Genomic DNA, 19921 nt, shown 5'->3' on the forward strand with positions numbered 1-19921 from the left:
ATCCTCCCTTTTACTCTGCATCCCACACATAGGATTTCGTATGCTTTAACCATTCTCTTGCCGCAAACGACAAATAGCGGTCCTTTCGCCAAATGACACCTAAATGCCACGGGATCGACGGGTTTAGGGAAATGACCTTTACCTTTTCGGGATCAAGATCACGGCAGATTCGTTCTGGCAGAAGTCCAATCCCTAAGTTTTCAGCTACCATTTCACTAATGAAATCCCACTGAGACGTTTCATAAATGACATTTGGCCGAAATCCCGCATTCATACATTCATTCAAAATCCGGCTGTGCAGAACAAAATCTTCTCTAAAGAAAATAAAAGACTCTTCCCTTAAATCAGCTAAATGTACTTCCTCACGACCAGCCATCGGATGGGATGGATGCGTCACGAGCTTCATGTTCTCTTTAATAATGGTGTACGTATGAAAAATTTTATCATTTGCAGGCAGAACAATGACACCAATATCAAGCGATCCATCCTCGACCCCTTCCTCTACTTTAATGGAGCCGTGCTCAACCAACTGAAATGTGACATCTGGATATTGCTGGCGGAATTCCCCCATGACATTAGGGAAGAAACTTGACCCAATCATCGGCGGCAGTCCGATTCGAATATGCCCTTTTTTCACATTCATTAAATCATTTAATTCGCTCGTTAAATTCTGAAATGACTGTGTAATTTCACTCGCCTGTGTATACATGGTTTGGCCAGCATCTGTCATTTCAACCTGCCGGCCATTCCGGTAAAACAACTGCACCCCCAGCTCATCCTCCAGGTTTTTGACCATCTTAGAAATGGTCGGCTGCGATACGTAAAGAGACTGCGATGCTTTCGTGAAGCTCTTTAATCTTGCCACTTCTAAGAAATATGTTAAATGTCTGATGTCCACATGCTTCATCCTTCCTATAGACAAAAGGAATAATTACTATTCGATATATGTATTTTACCTATAACTGAACGTGCTGTACACTTTAAAGTAAGCTCATCAATTGGAACGTTGTCATGTTTTTGTGAAACACTGAACAATTTATATAGAAAAAGGAGTGAACAGAAAGTGAAATTGCTCAAAACGCCGCTGATTGCTGCCCTTCAGATTATGGTCTTGTTTATTTTTGCGAAATTCATGAATGTGCTGGCGGCCTTTTTGCATTTGAAAATTCCGGGCACGATCTTAGGCATTCTTGTCATTTTCTTATTACTTCATTTTAAGATCATTCAATTAAAATGGATAGAACTTGGCGCCGTATGGCTGCTCGGAGAACTGCTACTTTTCTTTATTCCATCAGCAGTTGGTGTCATTGATTATGGAAAATTGCTTTCTCAATCTGGCACAAGTATTGTCCTTGTCGTCTTAATTAGTACGTTTGTGGTCATGCTCTCAACTGGTATCATGACGCAAATGATTGCAAAACGAAAGGAGCGGAAAAAGCTATGTTAGTTGGCGGACTATTTCTGATTTTAACAGTTCTTTTATATCTCGGATCAAAAGCGGTATACAAACGGCATCCGAAGGTCTATGTCTCACCGTTACTTGTCACTCCGCTTGTCCTTGTCGTCTTGCTGTTAATCGTCAACATTCCTTACGATGCTTACAATCAAGGAGGGAAATGGCTCACGAATATGCTGCAGCCTGCGACTGTTGCTTTTGCCATTCCTTTATATAAGTATTTTCATATCCTGAAGAAGCATGCAGTGGAAATTATTTTGAATGTGGCTTGCGGCTCTGTCATTGCGATCTTATCAACGGCTTTTATCGCCAAGTTGTTTCATCTGGACACAGGCCTTATTGAGAGCCTTGTCCCAAGATCGGTCACAACACCTGTAGCGATGAGTGTGTCAGAGATGATCGGCGGCATGCCGTCCGTTACGGCCGTGTTTGTCATTTTAACCGCACTGTTTGGATCGATTATCGGTCCAATGGTGATCCGTTACTTCCGCATCGATAATGACATTGCCATGGGCGTCCTGCTTGGAACGGGTGCACACGGGGCAGGAACATCGAAGGCTTTTGAAATGAGCTCCGTCTCAGGAACGATCTCAAGTGTATCGATGATTATTTCAGCCATTATTACATTATGTGCAGCGCCTATCCTTATGTCGTTTGCCTTATAAAAAAAGCCATTTCCCTTATTGGAAAATGGCTTTTTCTTATGCTTGTATGAAGACAACCTTTAAATAGTTCCCTTCAGGATAATTCTTCGTTGTACGGAAATCCTCAGGAAGGGTATATTCTTCAAGTATCCGATAGGTTTGCCCTGCTTCTTTAAAAGCCTGCGCAATAAACCCTTTAAATTTCTTCATGCCAAATGCACTGCTATTCGTTGATGCCACAATGACGCCGTTCTCAGCTGTAATTTGGATGGCTTCTTTTAATAGCTTCTTATAATCCTTCGCCGCACTGAATGTGTGCTTTTTCGTTCGTGCAAAGGAAGGCGGGTCTAAGATGACGAGATCATAGGTCCAGCCTTTTTTCGCTGCAAACGGAAAATATTTAAAGACATCCATGACTTTGATATCCTGCCCGTCCACATCAATACCATTGACTTCAAACTGCTCAGATGTTTTTTTCAAGCTGCGGTTTGCAACATCTACACTTGTCGTACGGCTCGCTCCGCCAAGCGCAGCTGCCACTGAGAAAGCACCTGTGTAAGAAAATGTATTGAGCACAGTCTTTCCTTTTGCATAACGATCTCGGATCGCTTTTCTCACATGACGCTGATCAAGGAAGATACCCGTCATCGCGCCATCATTTAAGTAAACCGCCACGTTCATGCCGTTTTCTTTCACGATGAGAGGAAATTCACCTTTCTCTCCCTTCACAAAATCATCATCTTCTATATACTGTCCAGATGTATCAAATCGTTTCTTTTCATAAATGCCTTTATAGTCTGGATATACGTGCTCAAGTGCAGCCAATACATATTCCTTTAATGTATAGACTCCTTCGCTATACCATTGGATGAGGTAGAATCCGTCATAATGGTCAATCGTGACACCGCCAATTCCATCACCCTCTCCGTTGAACACACGGAAAGCAGTCGTCTGTGCATCACGAAATAAATGCGCTCTGCTTTTCGCTGCCTGCTCAAGCCTAGAGACAAAAAAAGCTTGATCTATTTTTTCGTTCGCATCAAAGGTTAGGACCCAGCCGATACCTTTATTTTGTACACCATAATACCCTTTTCCTAAAAAAGTGCCCCGCTCATCCACCCATTCAATGAGCTCGCCTTCCCGTACACCGTTCACATGCGATACTGCATCTTTGGAAATGAGCGGATATCCCTTTTTCACTTGTTCCGCAAATGTTTGTTTTAATGAGATTTTTTTCATTTGTGTCATCCTTATCCTAAATTGACTCTCTCTATCCTACCATATGAATGTATACGTTACTTCTATTATGATAAGATGAGGAGAAAATTATCAACATGACATAGAGGAGGCACTTCGTTTGACGACATTACGCTTAGATCATACAGGTATTATGGTTTCGAACATTGATCAGTCGATTGATTTTTATGAAAAAGTGGTGGGCATGAAATTAAAGGACCGCATCACTCATACAAATGGAGTGATTGAGCTTGCCTTTCTCGGTTTTAAAGATGAAACCGAAACGGAAATTGAGCTCATCCAAGGCTACAGCAGTGACCTGCCATCTGAAGGGAAGGTCCATCATCTCGCTTTCACAACAGACAATATTCATGCTGAATTCAATCGTATTCAAAAGCTGCAAATTGAATTAATTGATGAAGAAATTACGACATTACCAAATGGATATTGCTACTTCTTTTTCAGAGGACCAGACCAAGAATGGATCGAATTCTTCCAGCGCTAATATTTCCTAGGAAATGGGGCCGCTAAATCTCTCCCATTTATTCATAAAGAAAAGAGTAAGAGCATATACATGCCCTTACTCTTTTTTATAACACCTTACTAAGAAATGATTTTGTACGCTCATGCTGCGGGTTCCCAAAGAGAGCTTCCGGTTTGTCTTCCTCGACAATATATCCGCCATCCATAAAGATGACACGGTCTCCTACCTCTCTTGCAAAGCCCATTTCATGTGTGACCACAATCATTGTCATACCTTCGACAGCTAATTGTTTCATTACAGCTAATACATCCCCTACGACCTCAGGATCAAGAGCTGATGTCGGCTCATCGAATAATAGTACTTTCGGATCCATTGCCAACGCTCTTGCAATGGCTACACGCTGTTTTTGTCCACCAGATAATTGGTTAGGATAGCTTTGAGCTTTGTCTTTTAAGCCGACTTTTTCAAGCAAGTCTAACGCTTTTTCGACTGCTGCCTTCTTCTCGATGCCTTTTACTTTTATCGGTGCAATCGTAATATTTTCTAAAACGGTTTTATGAGGGAATAAATTAAAGTGCTGAAACACCATGCCTACTTCTTGTCGTACTTTATTGATATTCACCTTTGGGTCTGTAATCGTGTGCCCGTGGACAACGACTTCTCCAGCCGTGATATCTTCTAATTTATTGAGGCATCTTAGAAACGTGCTTTTCCCTGATCCAGAAGGACCTATGACACACACGACTTCCTTTTCCTCGATGACTGCATTAATATCCTTTAACACTTCGTGATCGCCAAAGGATTTCTTTAAGTTTTTCACCGTAATCATACTCATTTGATATCAAATCTCCTTTCTGCGTAGCTAGCCAGTAGAGAAAGTAAATAAATGATCACGAAATAAATGACACCGACAATGAGCCAGACATTCAAAGGATCAAATGTAGCCGATGCTTGAACTTGTCCTCGCTGCATAATATCGGCAATTCCGATAATAGATAAGAGAGATGTATCCTTCAAGCTGATGATGGCCTGGTTTGTAATCGCTGGGAGCATGCGGCGGAATGCCTGCGGTAGGACGATAAAGCGCATGTTTTGCCCCCCTGTAAAGCCTAAAGAGCGCGCAGCTTCTGTTTGTCCTTTATCAATAGACTGAATCCCTGCACGAATAATTTCTGAGAAATAAGCCCCTGCATTAATCGCTACTGTAATAATCCCTGCGGGCACTCGATCAAGCGAAATGAATTCAAGTGTATTCAAACCAAAATAAATGAAGAATAGCTGTACGATAAATGGTGTGCCTCGAATGGCATTCACAAAGACGAGTGCGATGAAATTTAAGATTTTAAATGGTGACAGACGGAATAATGCCACAATTAAACCGATGATAAACCCTAAAATGATGGCAACAACAAAGATATATAAAGTGGTTTGCAAACCATCCATTAAATACGGAAATGCATTAATAATAGTATCCATGTTTCTCCCTCCCTAATTCACATACGGCTGACACATAAAGAAAGCGCGCTCGGAGCGCGCCTCGCTTGAGTTATGACTTCAAATATTTATCAATAATTTTGTCATATTCACCGTTTTTCTTTAGGTTCTCAAGGCCTTTATTGATCTTCTTCAATAGGTCTTGGTTTTTCCCCTTCATGACAGAGATACCATACTGGTCTCCATTCAAGCGGTCTCCAACTGTTTTCAATTTTAAATCTTGTTGTGCGATCGCATACGTAATGACAGGATAATCCTCAATTAAGGCATCTGCATTTCCGTTTGATACTTCCTGGAACATAGATGGGCTGTCATTAAATTGAACGACTTCATACCCATATTTATCTGCGTTATCAGATGCGAACTTTGCACCAGTCGTCCCGTTTTTAACAGCTAGCTTTTTCCCCTTTAAATCATTAATAGATTTGATGCTGCTGTCCTTTTTCACAACAACTGTCAGTCCAGCGTCGAAGTAAGGATCTGAGAAATCTACTTTCTTCTTACGCTCATCTGTAATACTCATCCCGCCCATTCCAACATCAAGCTGTCCTGCCTGCATCGCTGGAATGATACCTGAGAAGTCCATGGCTTCAAGCTTCACTTTGAAACCTTGGTCTTTCGCGATTGCATTAATTAAATCAACGTCTATCCCTTCATATTTACCGCCCTTTTCAAATTCAAATGGCGGATAAGTTGTATCTATCCCGATTTTATATGTGCCTTTGCCTTCTCCCGAACCACTGTCCGATTTTGATCCACAGGCTGCCATGACAAGCACAACAATTAGTCCCATGATCAATAACATCGATTTCTTCATAAAACACGACCCCCATTGTCAGTTTTGTCTAAATATTCGCAATAACAATAATACTATACCACGCTAAAGCTATAGTGTGTGATATTTTTTATCAATACCAAAGATCCATACAATTCTAGATCAATAGTCTCTTTAAATTTTACTTTTTTGCGAATAACTCATTTTATTCTAAAAGAAGAGTCATTCACAATTATGATGTGAGATAATCTCACAAAAAACGAGGCAGCGCCTTGATAAATGATGTTTCTCCCTTGCATACGAAAGCAAACTCAACAACTTGCTTCCTCTCTATATTGATATTGTAATATATTTTTCCCAAAACCCTCTTTTTACCCGAAAAAATGTAAGCGTATACAAAAGAGCGGTGTCTCCCTATTTCTTTCACTACTGGTTGAATTTACATCAAAAAACATGTTTTACAAACTGCACGAGAGAGCTTAAAATATAAGAAGATACTGGAATATGGGAAGTTGATTCAGAAGAACGGATATTGATAGATGAAGAAAGGAGGATAAGAATTGGCAGAAGCAGGTGTTTTGTCGTCCGTTGATGTAGCGAATATGCTCAATGATTGGTATGTCATGATGAAAAAAAGAGAGATACAAGGTGCCATCCAGTTAAAAGAAGACATTCTTCAAGCGTTTGATCGAATGGAAGAAAATCAAGACGTCTTACTTTACTATCAACTGCTAGAGTACCGTTTTAAAGATCTAATAGAAGATACAGCTTCATTAGATCATAGTCTTTTTGTTGATGAAAATGCCATCCGTACGGATGATATGCTCAGCTATTATTTCTATTTCTTTAAAGGGATGTATGAAATGCGCAGAGGCAATCAGGATACGGCATTTCACCATTTAAAATTGGCCGAGGATAAATTAGATCTCGTGCACGATGACATTGAAAAAGCCGAATTTCATTATAAAACTGGGTGTCTTTACTATAATATTAGGTCCACGCTTCTCTCCATCCACCACTTAAAGATGGCTTCATCTATTTACGACGCAGATCCATGTTATGTGAAAAAATCAATCAGCTGTCAAATGATGCTTGCTTTGAATTATGCGGATCAGTCGAAATATGATGAGGCAGAATCGCTGTTCGAAGAAGTGATTCATTCACTAGAACAGATGGAAGATCCAGATTTACTTGGACATGCCTATTGCAATGCAGCCTTTATTAAAAGTCTAAGAAATGAATACAATGAAGCTGTGCCGCTTCTAGAAAAGGCTTTAATGATAGAATCATTCGAAACTTCTTCTCCAGGCGGCTATTTACTTGCCATGTACGCCTACACAAAAGCACTTTTTAAGCTGAAAAAGCCAGGTTTGTTCCACTATTATGTACAGCTTTCACTTCAAAAAGCAGAAAATTTAAAACAACGAAACATTTCACTTAAATTATCCATTTTAGAAACACTTATGATTCAGCCAGACAACATGATTGAGCAAATCAAGGCTTATTGCGATCAATTAGAAACAATGAATTTCCTTGTTGACCTTGAAGCTATTTGTCAGGATGCAGCAGCTTACTTAACGGATCTTGGGCTTCATGAAGAATCCTCTTATTTTAGAAACAAGGCGTTGTCCTTGAAAACTTGTTAAGAAAATGGAGTGATGTATGATGAAGAAATGGCTCATCACAAGTGCGATTTTAACCCTCTTGATAACAGGTGTTTCTGTTGGTACTTCCATTCAAAAAGACAGCCAATCTGCACAATCTCAAGATATTATTCAAAAGAGAGACCGTGGAACCAATCCTTAATATGAAAAAAAGCAGCTGTGATCAAAACAGCTGCTTTTTGATGTGCTAATCAATTTCTCGTTTAATATTCTGCATTTTTTCATCTAAGTAATGGGCAATATCTGCGGCTTCCTTCAGTTCATCAGTCAGCTGATGAGGAACATCGTTTTGCAGTTTATAATAGATTTTATGCTCTAGACTCGCCCAAAAATCCATCGCAATGGTCCGCACCTGAATCTCAACCTTCACATGCTCCACACGATTTGTTAAGTAGACAGGTATCTCAACAATTAAATGAAGGCTTCTGTAGCCATTTGGTTTTGGATGTTGAATGTAGTCCTTCACTTCAAGGATCTTTAAATCCTCTCTTTGCCTCAATACATCCATAATGTTATAGATATCTTGAATAAAAGAACAGATGATGCGGACACCTGCGATATCATGGATATGCTCCTTGGCACATTGTGTCGTGATGTCGCATCCTTTTCTTGCTAGTTTATTCACTATGCTTTCAAAGGATTTAATTCGTGATTTTGTATGCTCTATTGGGTTGTGTCCATGGATTAAATTATACTCCTGGCTGATAATTGAAAACTTTGTATCCATTTCATCTAACGCAAATTTATATACTAATAGTTCATTTTTCCAGTCTTCCATGACATTTTTCAAATCTTCTACATGAGTTGCTGACATATTCATTTTCTTTTTGTCATCTCCTTTTGGGAAACGGCAGCTGCACCGCTTTCCGTTTACTAGACGGAGAGAGGACTCGAATGGTTTTAAAAAATACGCAGTTAGCCTCGTTGTTTGTAATATGTCAGCGCCAGTGCAAGGGCCAGCACAGAGCCTTTCACAATATCCATTGCATAATAAGGGACAGACATCATCACAAGCCCATTTTGTAAAATACCGATGAGTACAGCCCCGATAAAAGTGCCAAATGCGTTTGGCTTACCTGCTCCCATGACGGAAAAACCGATAAAAGCAGCCGCTACTCCATCCATTAAATATGGTGCACCCGCATTAATTTCTGCTGTCATCACCCTTGATGCCAGCACGATACCGCCGATCGCTGCAAATAACGCAGAAAGCAGATAGGCCGCAATTTTGTATTTGTTCACATGTATGCCAGACAAACGAGCCGCTTCCTTATTCCCACCGATGATGTACATGAATCGGCCGTGCTTTGTGTAGGTCATGAAAACATGCGCAAATAGTACAATGGCAGCCATAATGAGAATGATATATGGCACCTGTCCAATTTTGCTGAAAAAGGCAGGAATCGTTCCCGTTGAGAACGTGCCATCGGGAAGCACCATATTTTCAGAAATGGTCGCCCCTTTCGTATACGTTTGAGCCAGTCCTTGAATGATAAACATCATGGCTAATGTCATGAGCATATCTGGAATTTTCATTTTGACGATCATCCATGCATTTATCAATCCAACAATAATAGAAGCCGCTAGTGCAGAGAGGATTGCAATCACTGGGTTTTGCGAGAACCATACGAACATAGAAATGACAATTGCATTTGATAGCGTAGCGACTGATCCAACTGATAAATCAAAGCCGTTTACTGCCAATGAGATGGTTAAGCCCACCGCAATGATGGTCACTATCGAGATAGACCGTAGAATATTGATGATATTTCCTGATTGCAAAAACGCTTGATTCGATGCCGCAAATATTACAATCAACACAACAATGGTTAAGATTGTGCCATATCGATAAAAGAAATCAAACAGATGAAAGGATGGCCGCTGTTTTTTAATTTGCTGCACAGGGGCTGGAATTTGTTGTTCGCTCATGATTGTCCTCCTGTTGAATGATATAAAAGCTCCTCTTCAGTCGTCGGTGCGGTCATTTCCCGGGTAATGCTGCCATCATATAACACGTATACCCGGTCAGCGATGCCTGCAATTTCTGACAACTCACTCGACGCATAAATGACAGATTTTCCGCGGGCGGCAAGCTCTGCAATCAAAGTGAAAATATCTTTTTTCGCTCCAACGTCTACACCTTTGGTTGGTTCATCAAAGAGATACACATCTGCCTCAGCCAGCAGCCATTTTCCGATAGCAACCTTCTGCTGATTTCCACCAGATAGGTGCTTCACCTTCGCTTCAAGCGACGGCGTTTTGACACCAAGCCGTTTGACGATGTCGCCTGCTCCCTGCTTTTCCTTCGAACGATGTAAGAAGCTGAATATCCGTGAAAATGAGTGAAGACTTGCAGCCGTTAAGTTCCACCCCACGCTCTCTTCGGTCAGAATCCCTTCTTTTCTCCGCTCTTCCGGCACAAGAGCCATTCCAGCTCTCACCGCTTGATGAGGCGATGTGATGCGGATGGTTTGACCATGAAGCTGCACGGTCCCCGTCTTTTTTTCTGAGGCACCGAAAAGGGCTTTGCACAATTCTGTTTTACCAGCACCGACAAGTCCTGCGATCCCGAGAATTTCTCCTTTTTTGACATAAAAGTGAATGTTGTTTAATTTATGTTGATCGTTTAGCTCTTTCACTTCAAGCACAATAGGTGCATCTTTCAGTGGCCTGCGAGACGGGAATTGCTCCTCTAATGGTGCGCCTAGCATTTCTTCAATGACCTGCTGCGGATTTGTGTCTTTGACAAGGTGAGCTGCAACATCCGTTCCATTTCGCATCACAGTCAATTCATCACAGATGGTGAAAATTTCAGGCATGCGGTGAGAAATAAACACGATCCCCGTCCCATTCTGTTTCAACCGATCAATCATTGAGAATAATTTGCTTGTTTCTGCATGACTAAGCGGAGCCGTTGGTTCATCTAAGATTAAAATGCTGCATTTAATGGAAACAGCCTTGGCAATGAGCACCAACTGTTTTTCGGCAAGGGTCAGATCGCTGACAAGTCGTTTTGTGGAGATGTCGATGTCCATTTCTTTTAATAGTTGAGCCGCCTTGCGATGCAGCTCTTTCCAACTGACAAATGTTTTTTTCTCAATTTCATGCATCATCATATTCTCACCAACACTTAAGTAGGGAACAAGAGCCGTATCCACTTCTTGATGGACCGTCTGCACACCATATGAGGATGCATCCTTTGGGGTTTGAATGGATGCCGCCTGGCCATTGATGTAGATGGTCCCGTCGAAGTGGGAATGAGCGCCAGAAAGAACCTTCATTAACGTTGATTTCCCAGCACCATTTGCTCCAATCAGTGCATGGACCGTCCCTTTTTTTAATGTGAAATTCACTTGATCTAACGCTTTGACCCCTGGGAATTCAATTGAAATATTCTTCATACGAACAAGCGGCGCTGTCATAGGTGTCCTCCTTCTCTTGATATCATCTGAAAAACGAAACACCCTCTATGGAAAGAGAGTGCACGTCGCTTATTTTGTATAATGCTTCTTCAAGGTCTTCATCCAATCTTCCTCAAAAGCAGTCGATGAACCAAATCCCTTCACTTCGTCTGCAAGATTGACCATGTTAATGGCTTTTCCTGCTTGTTGAAGCTGCTTTTGCGAGATGAGAGAGGCCTCAAGGTCATAGGAAGACGGTGTTTTCTCACCAGCTATTTTCTTCGCAAGAATCCTCACGTCGACTGCGCCGATGAGCTTCGGATCAACCGCTGCTGTGTACTTCCACGGACTGTCCTTCGCTGTCATTTCTTGAAGATCCGCATTTGATACATCAATCCCATAAATCTTCACTTCTGTTCTTCCTGCTTCCTTTAACGCTCTTGCTGCCCCAATGGCAAAGGCATCCCATGTGGCAAAAATAGCGTCCAGCTTGCCCTTTGGATACTTATTCAGCATGGCTGCTACTGCATTTTGCGTTTGAACAGACGTATCAGAGGAGGCAATACCAAAGCGGTCAAGCTCCTTGATCCCTGAATGTTGTTTAAGCGTTTCTTGATAGACCTTATTTCGTCTCACCATTGGCGGGAATCCATCTACCCAGAGGTACGCAATATTTGCTTTTCCTTTAAAATCAGACACGAGCGCATCTAATGATTTTTTCGCTAATTGTTCGTCATCTTGAGACGTCACTGTGACCCCTTTGATGTCCTTCAGCTTAGGATTCGAATCAAACGCTACAACTGGAATGCCTTTCGCTGTGATTTTTTTCACATCAGCGACTGTCGCCTCGTCGTCCCCGTGAGAGATGATAAAACCGTCATAATTTTCTTCAAGTGCCTGAGAGATGGCATCATGGAATTTCGCTGTATCTCCATTTGCGGTGTAGACATCTACCGTAAAGCCGAGTGCTTCACCTTCTGCCTTGGTTCCAGCTAAAAATTGAGCTGTATGATCGTCTCCTCCAATTTTGCGGATGACTTTAATTTTTGCTCCCTGTCCCTTTGCAAATCGCTTCGGTACATTGTCAAAAGAGACTTTTTCGTTCGTATTTGCCTTTGAGCCTGCACTTGATCCAGTGCCGCAGCCTGTTAATAGGACGGTTAATGCCGTTAATAAGACAAGACATGATGTAAAATGCTTACGCTTCATTGCTGTTCCTCCTCAAGTTGTTTTGATTTTTCACATCGGAAAACTGGGTAAAAAAGTGGAAATACGCCTGTAAAACAGGCATTTGATTCTAAAAAAGAGACGAAAAAAAGCCTCTCTTGGAAAGAGAGGCTTGATCACCGTTGCATGAAACATGTATCGGGAAGTCTTCCTCTCTTATCTGTCAAAGCTGTAACAGCTTTGCAGGAATTAGCACCAATTTCTAAAATAGAAACGGTTGCTGGGCGTCATAGGGCCAGTCCCTCTGCCTCTCTTGATAAGAGATCCGTTATGAAATTTGTTTTCGTTGAAATGTCTTCTTTACTTTAATGTGATGTCACATCAATGTCAATGACTTTTTTGAAAATTTCTAATATACCATCAGCTTCCGATGATTTTCTTCGCAGGTGATGATTTCTTCAGACGGAAATCATATTTTTTCTCATTCACAAATTGCGGGTTGAGATGTGCTGATCCTTTATCTTGACCGCTTTTAGAGAGATACGTTTTGTAGCCTTCCAGCCATTTCCCGTGCCATACCCACTGTGATGCTTTCGCACCTTTGCGGTCATCATAAACGTTCTTCTGGAAGGTATTCTTTTGGTTCACTTGATAAAGATTCACGACTAAGTAATGCGAGGCACTAGCGGTCATGATATTATTCGTGATTCGATTGTTCACTGCTTGATACTGCATCAGCAATTGACCGCCTTCTAAGCCGGCTGTGTCATTTTTGTACAAAGTATTATGTGAGATCGTCGTATTGGTTGTACCGCCACGCTTCTTATCATAGCCGCCAATAGAAATGCCTGTATAACGGTTCAAATACACTTGATTGTGTTCGATGCGGATGCGGTCCGCCATTTTTCCTTTATGTTCGCTTGTGACTTCAATCCCTAAGTCATTGTGATGTGAGATGTTATGATCGATCACAATGTCTTTTCCGCCATCGACATAAATTCCGCCAGCAGAAATGTCGCTGCCATAGGCTGGGTTCCCTGCACTCGTAATCTCATATACTTTGTTTCTTGAGACGACACCGTTTCTGACTTGATCATACTTTTTAGAGGGTGCCACGTTCTCAAATCCAATTAAATCAATGCCAATATTATCAGTGTGCCGGACCGTATTATGTGTCACACGGAACTTTTTCACGTTCCCATTTAGCACAAGCGCTTCACTGAAGCCCAGCTTTAATTTTTCAACGGTATTTCCTTTGATTTCAATGTCTTCAATCGCTGCTGGAGCTTTTGTCCCATAGACAGCAATTCCATGTGCATTTCCATTTTCATGTTTCGTCTGAATATCATACACTCGGTTATTAAGCAGTTTGACGCCTTTGCCGCTTCCTTTGATGAAAATACCAACTGGTGTCAAATCTTCTTTATTCGTCTTAAGATGTCCTACAGTCAGGCCTTTGAGGGTGATGTAGCTCTTTTGATCGATCGTGACAAGACCGCCATCGGCTTGATTTCCTTTAAGGGAAGCCCCGCTAATCACAGGTTTTTCTTTTCCGTAAGCTTGAAAGACAACGGGTGCTTTCTTTGTTCCTGAATGGCGGACAATCAATTTTTCTTTGTATGTGCCGCCTCTCATGTAAATGGTTGCCCCAGCCTTCGCCATACTTGCCGCTTTTTTCAGCGTACGGAAAGGTTTTTGCTTAGTTCCCGGGTTTTTGTCGCTTCCGTTTACCGCTACGTAATAGGCTGTGCTTTGCTTAGCGCCAGCCTCATCTGTCATCGCTTGACAGCCAAAGCTGATGACGGTCATGAATAAAATGAGTAAAATGCCTGGTATCGCTCGTTTCATCTTGTTGTTTGCTCCTTTCCCTTCTCTCCTTCCTTTATCGGTTAAAAAAAAGAGGATTAAAATATGACGATGTCCCTTGCAATGTACTAGTCAAAAGGTGTATGGTTGAAAGAATATCTTACAGGAAAACCATTCGTTTTTAAATTGTCAGATTAATCAGTTAATAATGCATTTGGATTTTATTTCTTTTTTAAAAGGGGTGACATGAGCCAAACTGACAGCAGAGAGAAGGAAAGCGCTTTAACAGATTTTTCTTGTCTGAATTACAGAAAACCTATTGCTAATATTTTGTGAAGGTATAGAATAGAATCATAATTATTTCATATTATTAGAATTTTCAAATAATCAAACAGCAAGGAGATTTACAATGCCAAAACAACCCATCCGAGTTGAACTTAGTTCAACAAGAAAACCAAAACCTCAATCTGATCAACTTGAATTCGGAAAAATCTTCACAGATCACATGTTTGTGATGGATTATTCAGTTGATAAAGGCTGGTACGATCCAAGAATTATCCCTTATCAGGCCATTCCAATGGACCCAGCTTCGATGGTCTACCATTATGGTCAATCTGTTTTTGAAGGCTTGAAAGCTTATGTTTCTGAGGATCAAAAAATTCTCTTATTCCGTCCGGAAAAAAACATGGAACGCTTAAACAGATCCAATGACCGCCTGTGTATTCCGCAAATTGATACAGAAACAGTATTAGAGGGCTTAAATGAACTCATTCGTATTGATAAGGATTGGGTACCTGATGCAGAGGGAACTTCCTTGTATATTCGTCCATTCATTATTTCCACTGAGCCGTATTTAGGCGTTGCACCGTCTAGCACGTATAAGCTGCTCATTATCTTATCTCCTGTGGGATCATACTATAAAGAAGGCATTCATCCGGTCAAAATTGCAGTTGAAAATGAGTTTGTCCGTGCCGTTAAGGGTGGAACAGGAAATGCCAAAACAGCTGGAAACTATGCCTCAAGCCTTAAAGCACAGCAGGTTGCTGAAACGAAAGGATTTTCACAGGTTCTTTGGCTTGATGGGGTCGAGAAAAAATACATTGAAGAAGTCGGCAGCATGAATATCTTCTTTAAAATCAATGGCGAAATCGTGACGCCTGAATTGAACGGCAGCATTTTAGAAGGCATCACACGCAACTCTGTACTTGAACTGTTAAAGCATTGGGGAATTCCAGTAACAGAGCGCAAAATTTCAATTGATGAGTTAATTGAAGCACATCAATCTGGCGAGCTTGAAGAAATTTTCGGAACTGGAACGGCAGCCGTGATCTCTCCTGTCGGGGAATTAATTTATCATGATCAGCCATATGTGATCCAAAATGGTCAAACAGGCGAAGTATCGAAGAAATTGTACGAAGCCATTACTGGCATCCAAAAAGGGACACAGCCAGACATCTTCGGCTGGACAGTTGAAGTTGACTCAGTCGTCAAGCAAGCATAAGCATATAAAAAGAACCTTTCAATCATGAAGGGTTCTTTTTTGTTTATTTACCTCTCTTTTATCCCTTATAATGGTAAATACACATGAATAAGGGGAGTGATGGTATGTTTTTTACTTATCTACTAGCATTCTTTGGAATCTGCATCGGATCGATGATCGTCGCCACTGGTTTCGACGATTCACCTTTCCTCACCCGGTTTTTATTTAAGGCTTTTGGAATCTCTATCCTTGCTCTTTCCATCTCTTTTGTAAAGGTCCGACGAAAGAAGTTACAGAAACAAAAGCGAAATAGACTTAGTTGACCCGTCTCTTCCCATCAAATCGTGCACCAAAACAAGACCGATACCCCAACAATCGCCCCTGCGTATATCCACTGTTTCCTTTTGATGCTCCGCTTTTTTTCGATCAGTAAAAAGATCTCTGGCAAAAAGATGATCATGATTTCTAGGATAAAGACAAGATAATAAACAAGCGGCATTGGCTGGAAATCAAATTTCCTTGCATCTCCTCCAATCGTTGCAAAATACATCAACAGATTGGTCACGGGAATGGTAAAACAAACGAGCAGGCGGAGAACATAGATCCACACATATTCCTTATGCCGAATGAGGCCAACAAATGAAGCAATAAGGCCATACAAAAACAAGATCACTGTACCATAACTAATGACAGGCTGTACGACAAACCCGTAAAACATTAAACCAATTGCAACCATATTCCAACAGTCCTTTCTTTGAAGCCATACATGCTGTTTTTTCTAATCATACACTTCTTTCTCCAGTTTCCATATGGGGCAATCAAAAAAATGACCCCATTAAAGGGGCCATTATGTGTTAAGCATTGACTGATTTGAAGAATCGCGGTAAATGCTCACGATGCGCTTCGAGCATTTCGTCTAAAATTTGCTTTGCAATGTCGTCAGATGGGACGAGCGGGTTGATGGTCATCGCCACAAGAGCCGTCTCGTAATCTCCAGTCACAGCCGCTTCTGCTGCCACACGCTCGAATGATTTGATTTGTTGAACGAGTCCTCTTACAGCTACAGGCAGATCACCTGTCGCGATTGGTTTTGGTCCGTCCTTCGTAATGATACAGTTTACTTCAACCGCTGATTCAGCCGGAATGCTGGCAATCGCCCCTCTGTTCACTGTATTGACTGGTTGAATGTCGTGCTTATCATTATAGATGGAGCTGATTAAGTTACAGGCCGCATCGCTGTAATAGGCCCCGCCTCTTTTTTCGAGCTGTGGTGGTTTAATCGACAAATCAGGATCTTTATAGAGCTCAAATAATTCCTGCTCGACCTGCTGTACAACCTCTGCTCGTGTTCCTTTCTCTTGAGCCGCCTTTTGCTCTTCTTCCAGCATATCTTTCGTTTTATAGTAATAGCGGTGATACGGACATGGGATGACCCCTAATCCTTTCACAAAAGAAGGCTCCCAGTTTTTCGCTTCAATGTTTTTCATGGACCACTGGCTGTTTGGATTTCCTAGTTCATCAAGCACTTGATCCATAATGCTGACCCCGTCTAAATATACGTCTAATCCATAGACCATGTGATTGAGACCGGCAAACTGTACCTCGATGCGTTCAACGTCCACATCAAGCGCTTTGGCAATCCCCATTTTGATCCCAATCGGCACATTGCATAGACCGACCACTTTTTTTAGATTCGTGTAGCGTAAAACAGCTTCTGTGACCATGCCCGCTGGATTTGTAAAGTTCACAAGCCATGCGTCTGGGCAAAGCTCTTCCATATCCTTCACAATGTCTAGAATGACTGGGATGGTCCGAAGGCCTTTAAATAAACCGCCTGGTCCGTTCGTTTCCTGACCGATGACGCCGTATTTAAGCGGTATTCTCTCATCCTTTGCCCGTGCTTCCAGCAGTCCTACACGAAATTGTGTCGTCACAAAATCTGCGTCCTTCAAGGCCTCCCGACGATCAAGAGTCAGGTGTACCTCAATCGGCAGACCTGCTTTTTCAACCATACGTTTCGCCAGAGCGCCTACGATGTTTAACTTTTCCTGACCCGCTTCAATATCCACAAGCCATAATTCTTTTACAGGCAATTCTTGATATCGTTTAATAAACCCTTCGACGAGCTCAGGCGTATAGCTCGATCCACCGCCTATTGTGACAATTTTGATTCCTTCTTTCATGAATTGACACCTCCGAGTTGCTTCATTTTTTCATGGAGCTCGATGATTTCTGCTGCGAGCTCCTTGACGGTCATTGCGTTCATGAGATGATCCTGCGCATGAATCATTAAGAGACTAATATCCGTCTTTTCGCCCCTGATTTCTCCTTGGATCAGCTCTGTCTGTGCGTGATGCGCCTCATTTAACGCGTCTTGTGCGTCCTGCAATTTTTGCTTCGCCTCATCAAAGTTTCCTTGTTTTGCACATGTAATGGCCTCCATCGCGGAGCTTCTGCCATTTCCGCCGTGCAGGATGAGTTGAAACACAATTTGTTCCATTTCCATCGGCTGCATCCCCCTTGTTCCCTCTATTATATGCTGACGACATTTTCATCAGTTGATGCTTTTGTTTCTAGCTCACTTTCTTCTTTCAATTTCTGCTTATCCCACATTCTAAAGAATGGGTAGTATAGGGCAAATGACAGCGCAAGGTTAATCAGCTGCATGACAGCACCAGAGATTTTGCCTCCTGTGGCGAGATAGCCTGAAATGATTGGCGGCATGGTCCATGGGACAGCGATCCCGGCTGGTTTTGCCACAAGCCCTGTACTCATTCCGATATATGTGGTGATGATCATCATGATTGGCGTAAGGATAAACGGAATGAGGAGCATTGGGTTCATGACAATCGGCATTCCAAAAATGATTGGTTCGTTGATGTTAAAGATGGCTGGCCCAATGGCAAGGCGGCCAAGCTGTTTCATTTGTTTACTTCTGGCACGTAAGATCATGGTCAGCACCAAAGCAAGCGTTGCTCCGCTTCCGCCGACGTTGATGAAGATTTCAAAGAACTGCGCTGTGAAAATATTCGGCAGTACTTCTCCTGCTTGGAATGCAAGACGGTTCTCATCCATTGCACCGAGCCAAATTGGCCCCATGACGCCGCCGACAATGGTTGCTCCGTGAATACCACATGCCCAGAGGAGCATTTGCACACCCATCGCAACAATACTGCCGCCTAAGCTGCCACCAAGAATCGATAGCGGTGTGCCAATTAAGACCGTGATGATATTATGAATACTCTCAAAAGGTGTCATCTCAATCACAAGTCTAGCGACCCAGATCAGGGTGATGACCACAAAACCTGGAATAAGTGCAATAAACGATTTACTGACTGCTGGCGGTACACCATCAGGCATTTTGATAACAATGTTCCGCTGTACAATGAAGCGGTAAATTTCGGTTGAAAGCATGGCAATAATCATGGCAACGAATAAACCTTTACTGCCCATCAGTGTGACAGGAATTCCCCCGCCTACTAGGATAGCTTCTGTTGAGCCTTCAGGTGTGAAAGGTACTTGATATGGTGTAGCCAAAAGGAAAGCCGCAACAGCGATCGCACCAGATGATAGCGCATCAACGGCATACTTTTCAGCAAGCCTGTAAGCAATCCCGAAGGTCGCAACAAGTGCCATAATGTCAAAGGTTGCATTAACAGGATAGGATAGTTTCGTGGCCCATTCTGCTCCGAAGATACTTGCCATAAAATCGCTGTATCCTGGAATCGGAAGGTTGGCTAAAATGAGAAACAGTGAACCGACAATAATGAGAGGCATCGTTAAAACAATTCCGTCACGCAATGCTTGTAAATGTCTTTGAGCGGCAATCTTCCCTGCAAACGGCATGACCTTCTCTTCTAGAAATCGGTTGAATCCATTCATCCCCTCCGCCCCCTTTATCCGTTCACTAACTGTTCAGCAGATTTTAAAACCTCAGCGCCATTACAAACGCCATAATGCACAGTATTAATCACGTCTACTGGGATTCCTTTTTCTTCTCCGAGCTTTTTCATTTGTGGTAATAAATATCGAACCTGAGGTCCTAATAAAAGCACATCGGCTTGATCAATATGATTTTTCGCAGAATCTCCTGATACTGCCCAAATACGATATTCTTTTCCTTGTTCTTGTGCGCTTTTCTCCATTTTTGTGACAAGTAAGCTTGTGGACATACCTGCTGCGCAAACCAATAAGATGTTCATGTGTAAACGCCCCCTTTTCAAAGTGTGAAGCTATTCTTTACACTTTCATCATATTATGAAACCGCTTTCATAAACACCCATACTTTTTCCCTTAGGAAGCGGAAAAAGTTAA

The 19921-nt window shown here is 42.0% G+C and carries 21 protein-coding genes and 1 riboswitch; of the genes, 6 read left to right on the plus strand and 15 right to left on the minus strand.

The features are described from left to right. Positions 1 to 10 precede the first annotated feature (10 nt). Positions 11 to 898, minus strand: coding sequence for a LysR family transcriptional regulator (locus NSS65_RS18265; protein ID WP_039182411.1), 888 nt, complete (start codon positions 896 to 898; stop codon positions 11 to 13). A gap of 165 nt (positions 899 to 1063) precedes the next feature. On the opposite strand from NSS65_RS18265, the gene NSS65_RS18270 reads away from it, so the two are divergent. Both NSS65_RS18270 and NSS65_RS18275 read left to right on the plus strand, forming a co-directional pair. Then, a complete protein-coding gene (locus NSS65_RS18270; RefSeq protein ID WP_081338894.1) occupies positions 1064 to 1447 on the plus strand; it encodes a CidA/LrgA family holin-like protein in 384 nt (127 codons plus the stop codon). Then, entirely contained in the window at positions 1441 to 2121 is a 681-nt protein-coding gene (locus tag NSS65_RS18275) for a CidB/LrgB family autolysis modulator (protein ID WP_024423852.1), read from the plus strand. The genes NSS65_RS18270 and NSS65_RS18275 overlap by 7 nt, the downstream gene beginning before the upstream one ends. A gap of 36 nt (positions 2122 to 2157) precedes the next feature. On the opposite strand, the gene NSS65_RS18280 is transcribed toward NSS65_RS18275, so the two are convergent. Next, entirely contained in the window at positions 2158 to 3339 is a 1182-nt protein-coding gene (locus tag NSS65_RS18280; protein ID WP_214755325.1) for a class I SAM-dependent rRNA methyltransferase, read from the minus strand. 118 nt (positions 3340 to 3457) lie between these two features. On the opposite strand from NSS65_RS18280, the gene NSS65_RS18285 reads away from it, so the two are divergent. Next, complete coding sequence (locus tag NSS65_RS18285; RefSeq protein WP_024423854.1) at positions 3458 to 3841, plus strand: VOC family protein; 384 nt, start codon at positions 3458 to 3460, stop codon at positions 3839 to 3841. An 85-nt stretch (positions 3842 to 3926) separates the two neighbouring features. Here the strand turns inward: NSS65_RS18285 and NSS65_RS18290 are convergent, their stop codons facing one another. The 3 genes from NSS65_RS18290 to NSS65_RS18300 form a co-directional block, all read right to left on the minus strand. Further along, positions 3927 to 4655 (minus strand): amino acid ABC transporter ATP-binding protein, encoded by a 729-nt coding sequence (locus NSS65_RS18290; RefSeq protein ID WP_034281322.1) that lies wholly within the window; start codon positions 4653 to 4655, stop codon positions 3927 to 3929. After that, the gene (locus NSS65_RS18295; RefSeq protein ID WP_024423856.1) at positions 4652 to 5296 is read right to left on the minus strand and encodes an amino acid ABC transporter permease; all 645 of its coding nucleotides are present in this window, start codon (positions 5294 to 5296) and stop codon (positions 4652 to 4654) included. The genes NSS65_RS18290 and NSS65_RS18295 overlap by 4 nt, the downstream gene beginning before the upstream one ends. A 70-nt stretch (positions 5297 to 5366) precedes the next feature. Next, positions 5367 to 6131 (minus strand): transporter substrate-binding domain-containing protein, encoded by a 765-nt coding sequence (locus tag NSS65_RS18300; RefSeq protein WP_024423857.1) that lies wholly within the window; start codon positions 6129 to 6131, stop codon positions 5367 to 5369. Positions 6132 to 6649: 518 nt separating this feature from the next. On the opposite strand from NSS65_RS18300, the gene NSS65_RS18305 reads away from it, so the two are divergent. Continuing rightward, on the plus strand, positions 6650 to 7735 hold the full coding sequence (locus NSS65_RS18305) for a Rap family tetratricopeptide repeat protein (RefSeq protein ID WP_211043686.1): 1086 nt from the start codon (positions 6650 to 6652) through the stop codon (positions 7733 to 7735). Positions 7736 to 7754: 19 nt separating this feature from the next. Continuing rightward, positions 7755 to 7895, plus strand: coding sequence for a hypothetical protein (locus NSS65_RS18310; protein WP_162860197.1), 141 nt, complete (start codon positions 7755 to 7757; stop codon positions 7893 to 7895). A gap of 45 nt (positions 7896 to 7940) precedes the next feature. Here NSS65_RS18310 and NSS65_RS18315 read toward each other — a convergent pair whose 3' ends face one another. The 5 genes from NSS65_RS18315 to NSS65_RS18335 form a co-directional block, all read right to left on the minus strand. Continuing rightward, a complete protein-coding gene (locus NSS65_RS18315) occupies positions 7941 to 8573 on the minus strand; it encodes a GTP pyrophosphokinase family protein (RefSeq protein WP_025093809.1) in 633 nt (210 codons plus the stop codon). A gap of 95 nt (positions 8574 to 8668) precedes the next feature. Next, a complete protein-coding gene (locus NSS65_RS18320; RefSeq protein WP_326135218.1) occupies positions 8669 to 9682 on the minus strand; it encodes an ABC transporter permease in 1014 nt (337 codons plus the stop codon). Then, on the minus strand, positions 9679 to 11175 hold the full coding sequence (locus tag NSS65_RS18325) for a sugar ABC transporter ATP-binding protein (RefSeq protein ID WP_217008662.1): 1497 nt from the start codon (positions 11173 to 11175) through the stop codon (positions 9679 to 9681). Before NSS65_RS18325 ends, NSS65_RS18320 begins: the two co-directional genes overlap by 4 nt. Positions 11176 to 11244: 69 nt before the next feature. Beyond that, a complete protein-coding gene (locus tag NSS65_RS18330; RefSeq protein ID WP_034281327.1) occupies positions 11245 to 12363 on the minus strand; it encodes a sugar ABC transporter substrate-binding protein in 1119 nt (372 codons plus the stop codon). A 171-nt stretch (positions 12364 to 12534) separates the two neighbouring features. Continuing rightward, positions 12535 to 12644: riboswitch (SAM riboswitch) on the minus strand. A 97-nt stretch (positions 12645 to 12741) separates the two neighbouring features. Beyond that, the gene (locus NSS65_RS18335; protein ID WP_046312807.1) at positions 12742 to 14169 is read right to left on the minus strand and encodes a right-handed parallel beta-helix repeat-containing protein; all 1428 of its coding nucleotides are present in this window, start codon (positions 14167 to 14169) and stop codon (positions 12742 to 12744) included. A 367-nt stretch (positions 14170 to 14536) separates the two neighbouring features. Between NSS65_RS18335 and NSS65_RS18340 the strand changes: the two genes are divergently transcribed. After that, on the plus strand, positions 14537 to 15628 hold the full coding sequence (locus tag NSS65_RS18340; protein ID WP_326135217.1) for a branched-chain amino acid aminotransferase: 1092 nt from the start codon (positions 14537 to 14539) through the stop codon (positions 15626 to 15628). A 316-nt stretch (positions 15629 to 15944) separates the two neighbouring features. Here NSS65_RS18340 and NSS65_RS18345 read toward each other — a convergent pair whose 3' ends face one another. The 5 genes from NSS65_RS18345 to NSS65_RS18365 all read right to left on the minus strand — a co-directional run bounded on the left by NSS65_RS18345 (position 15945) and on the right by NSS65_RS18365 (position 19809). Next, complete coding sequence (locus NSS65_RS18345; RefSeq protein WP_326135216.1) at positions 15945 to 16343, minus strand: hypothetical protein; 399 nt, start codon at positions 16341 to 16343, stop codon at positions 15945 to 15947. Between the two features lie 118 nt (positions 16344 to 16461). Then, the gene (locus tag NSS65_RS18350; RefSeq protein ID WP_326135215.1) at positions 16462 to 17790 is read right to left on the minus strand and encodes a 6-phospho-beta-glucosidase; all 1329 of its coding nucleotides are present in this window, start codon (positions 17788 to 17790) and stop codon (positions 16462 to 16464) included. Then, the gene (locus NSS65_RS18355; RefSeq protein ID WP_024427495.1) at positions 17787 to 18113 is read right to left on the minus strand and encodes a PTS lactose/cellobiose transporter subunit IIA; all 327 of its coding nucleotides are present in this window, start codon (positions 18111 to 18113) and stop codon (positions 17787 to 17789) included. Before NSS65_RS18355 ends, NSS65_RS18350 begins: the two co-directional genes overlap by 4 nt. A gap of 26 nt (positions 18114 to 18139) precedes the next feature. Beyond that, positions 18140 to 19489: a PTS cellobiose transporter subunit IIC gene (celB, locus tag NSS65_RS18360; protein WP_326135214.1), complete on the minus strand. Its 1350-nt coding sequence runs from the start codon at positions 19487 to 19489 to the stop codon at positions 18140 to 18142. 14 nt (positions 19490 to 19503) lie between these two features. Further along, a complete protein-coding gene (locus NSS65_RS18365) occupies positions 19504 to 19809 on the minus strand; it encodes a PTS sugar transporter subunit IIB (protein ID WP_024423869.1) in 306 nt (101 codons plus the stop codon). Positions 19810 to 19921 lie beyond the last annotated feature (112 nt).

It is taken from the genome of Bacillus sp. FSL K6-1006, from assembly GCF_038593175.1.
Taxonomy (GTDB): Bacteria; Bacillota; Bacilli; order Bacillales; family Bacillaceae; genus Bacillus; species Bacillus safensis.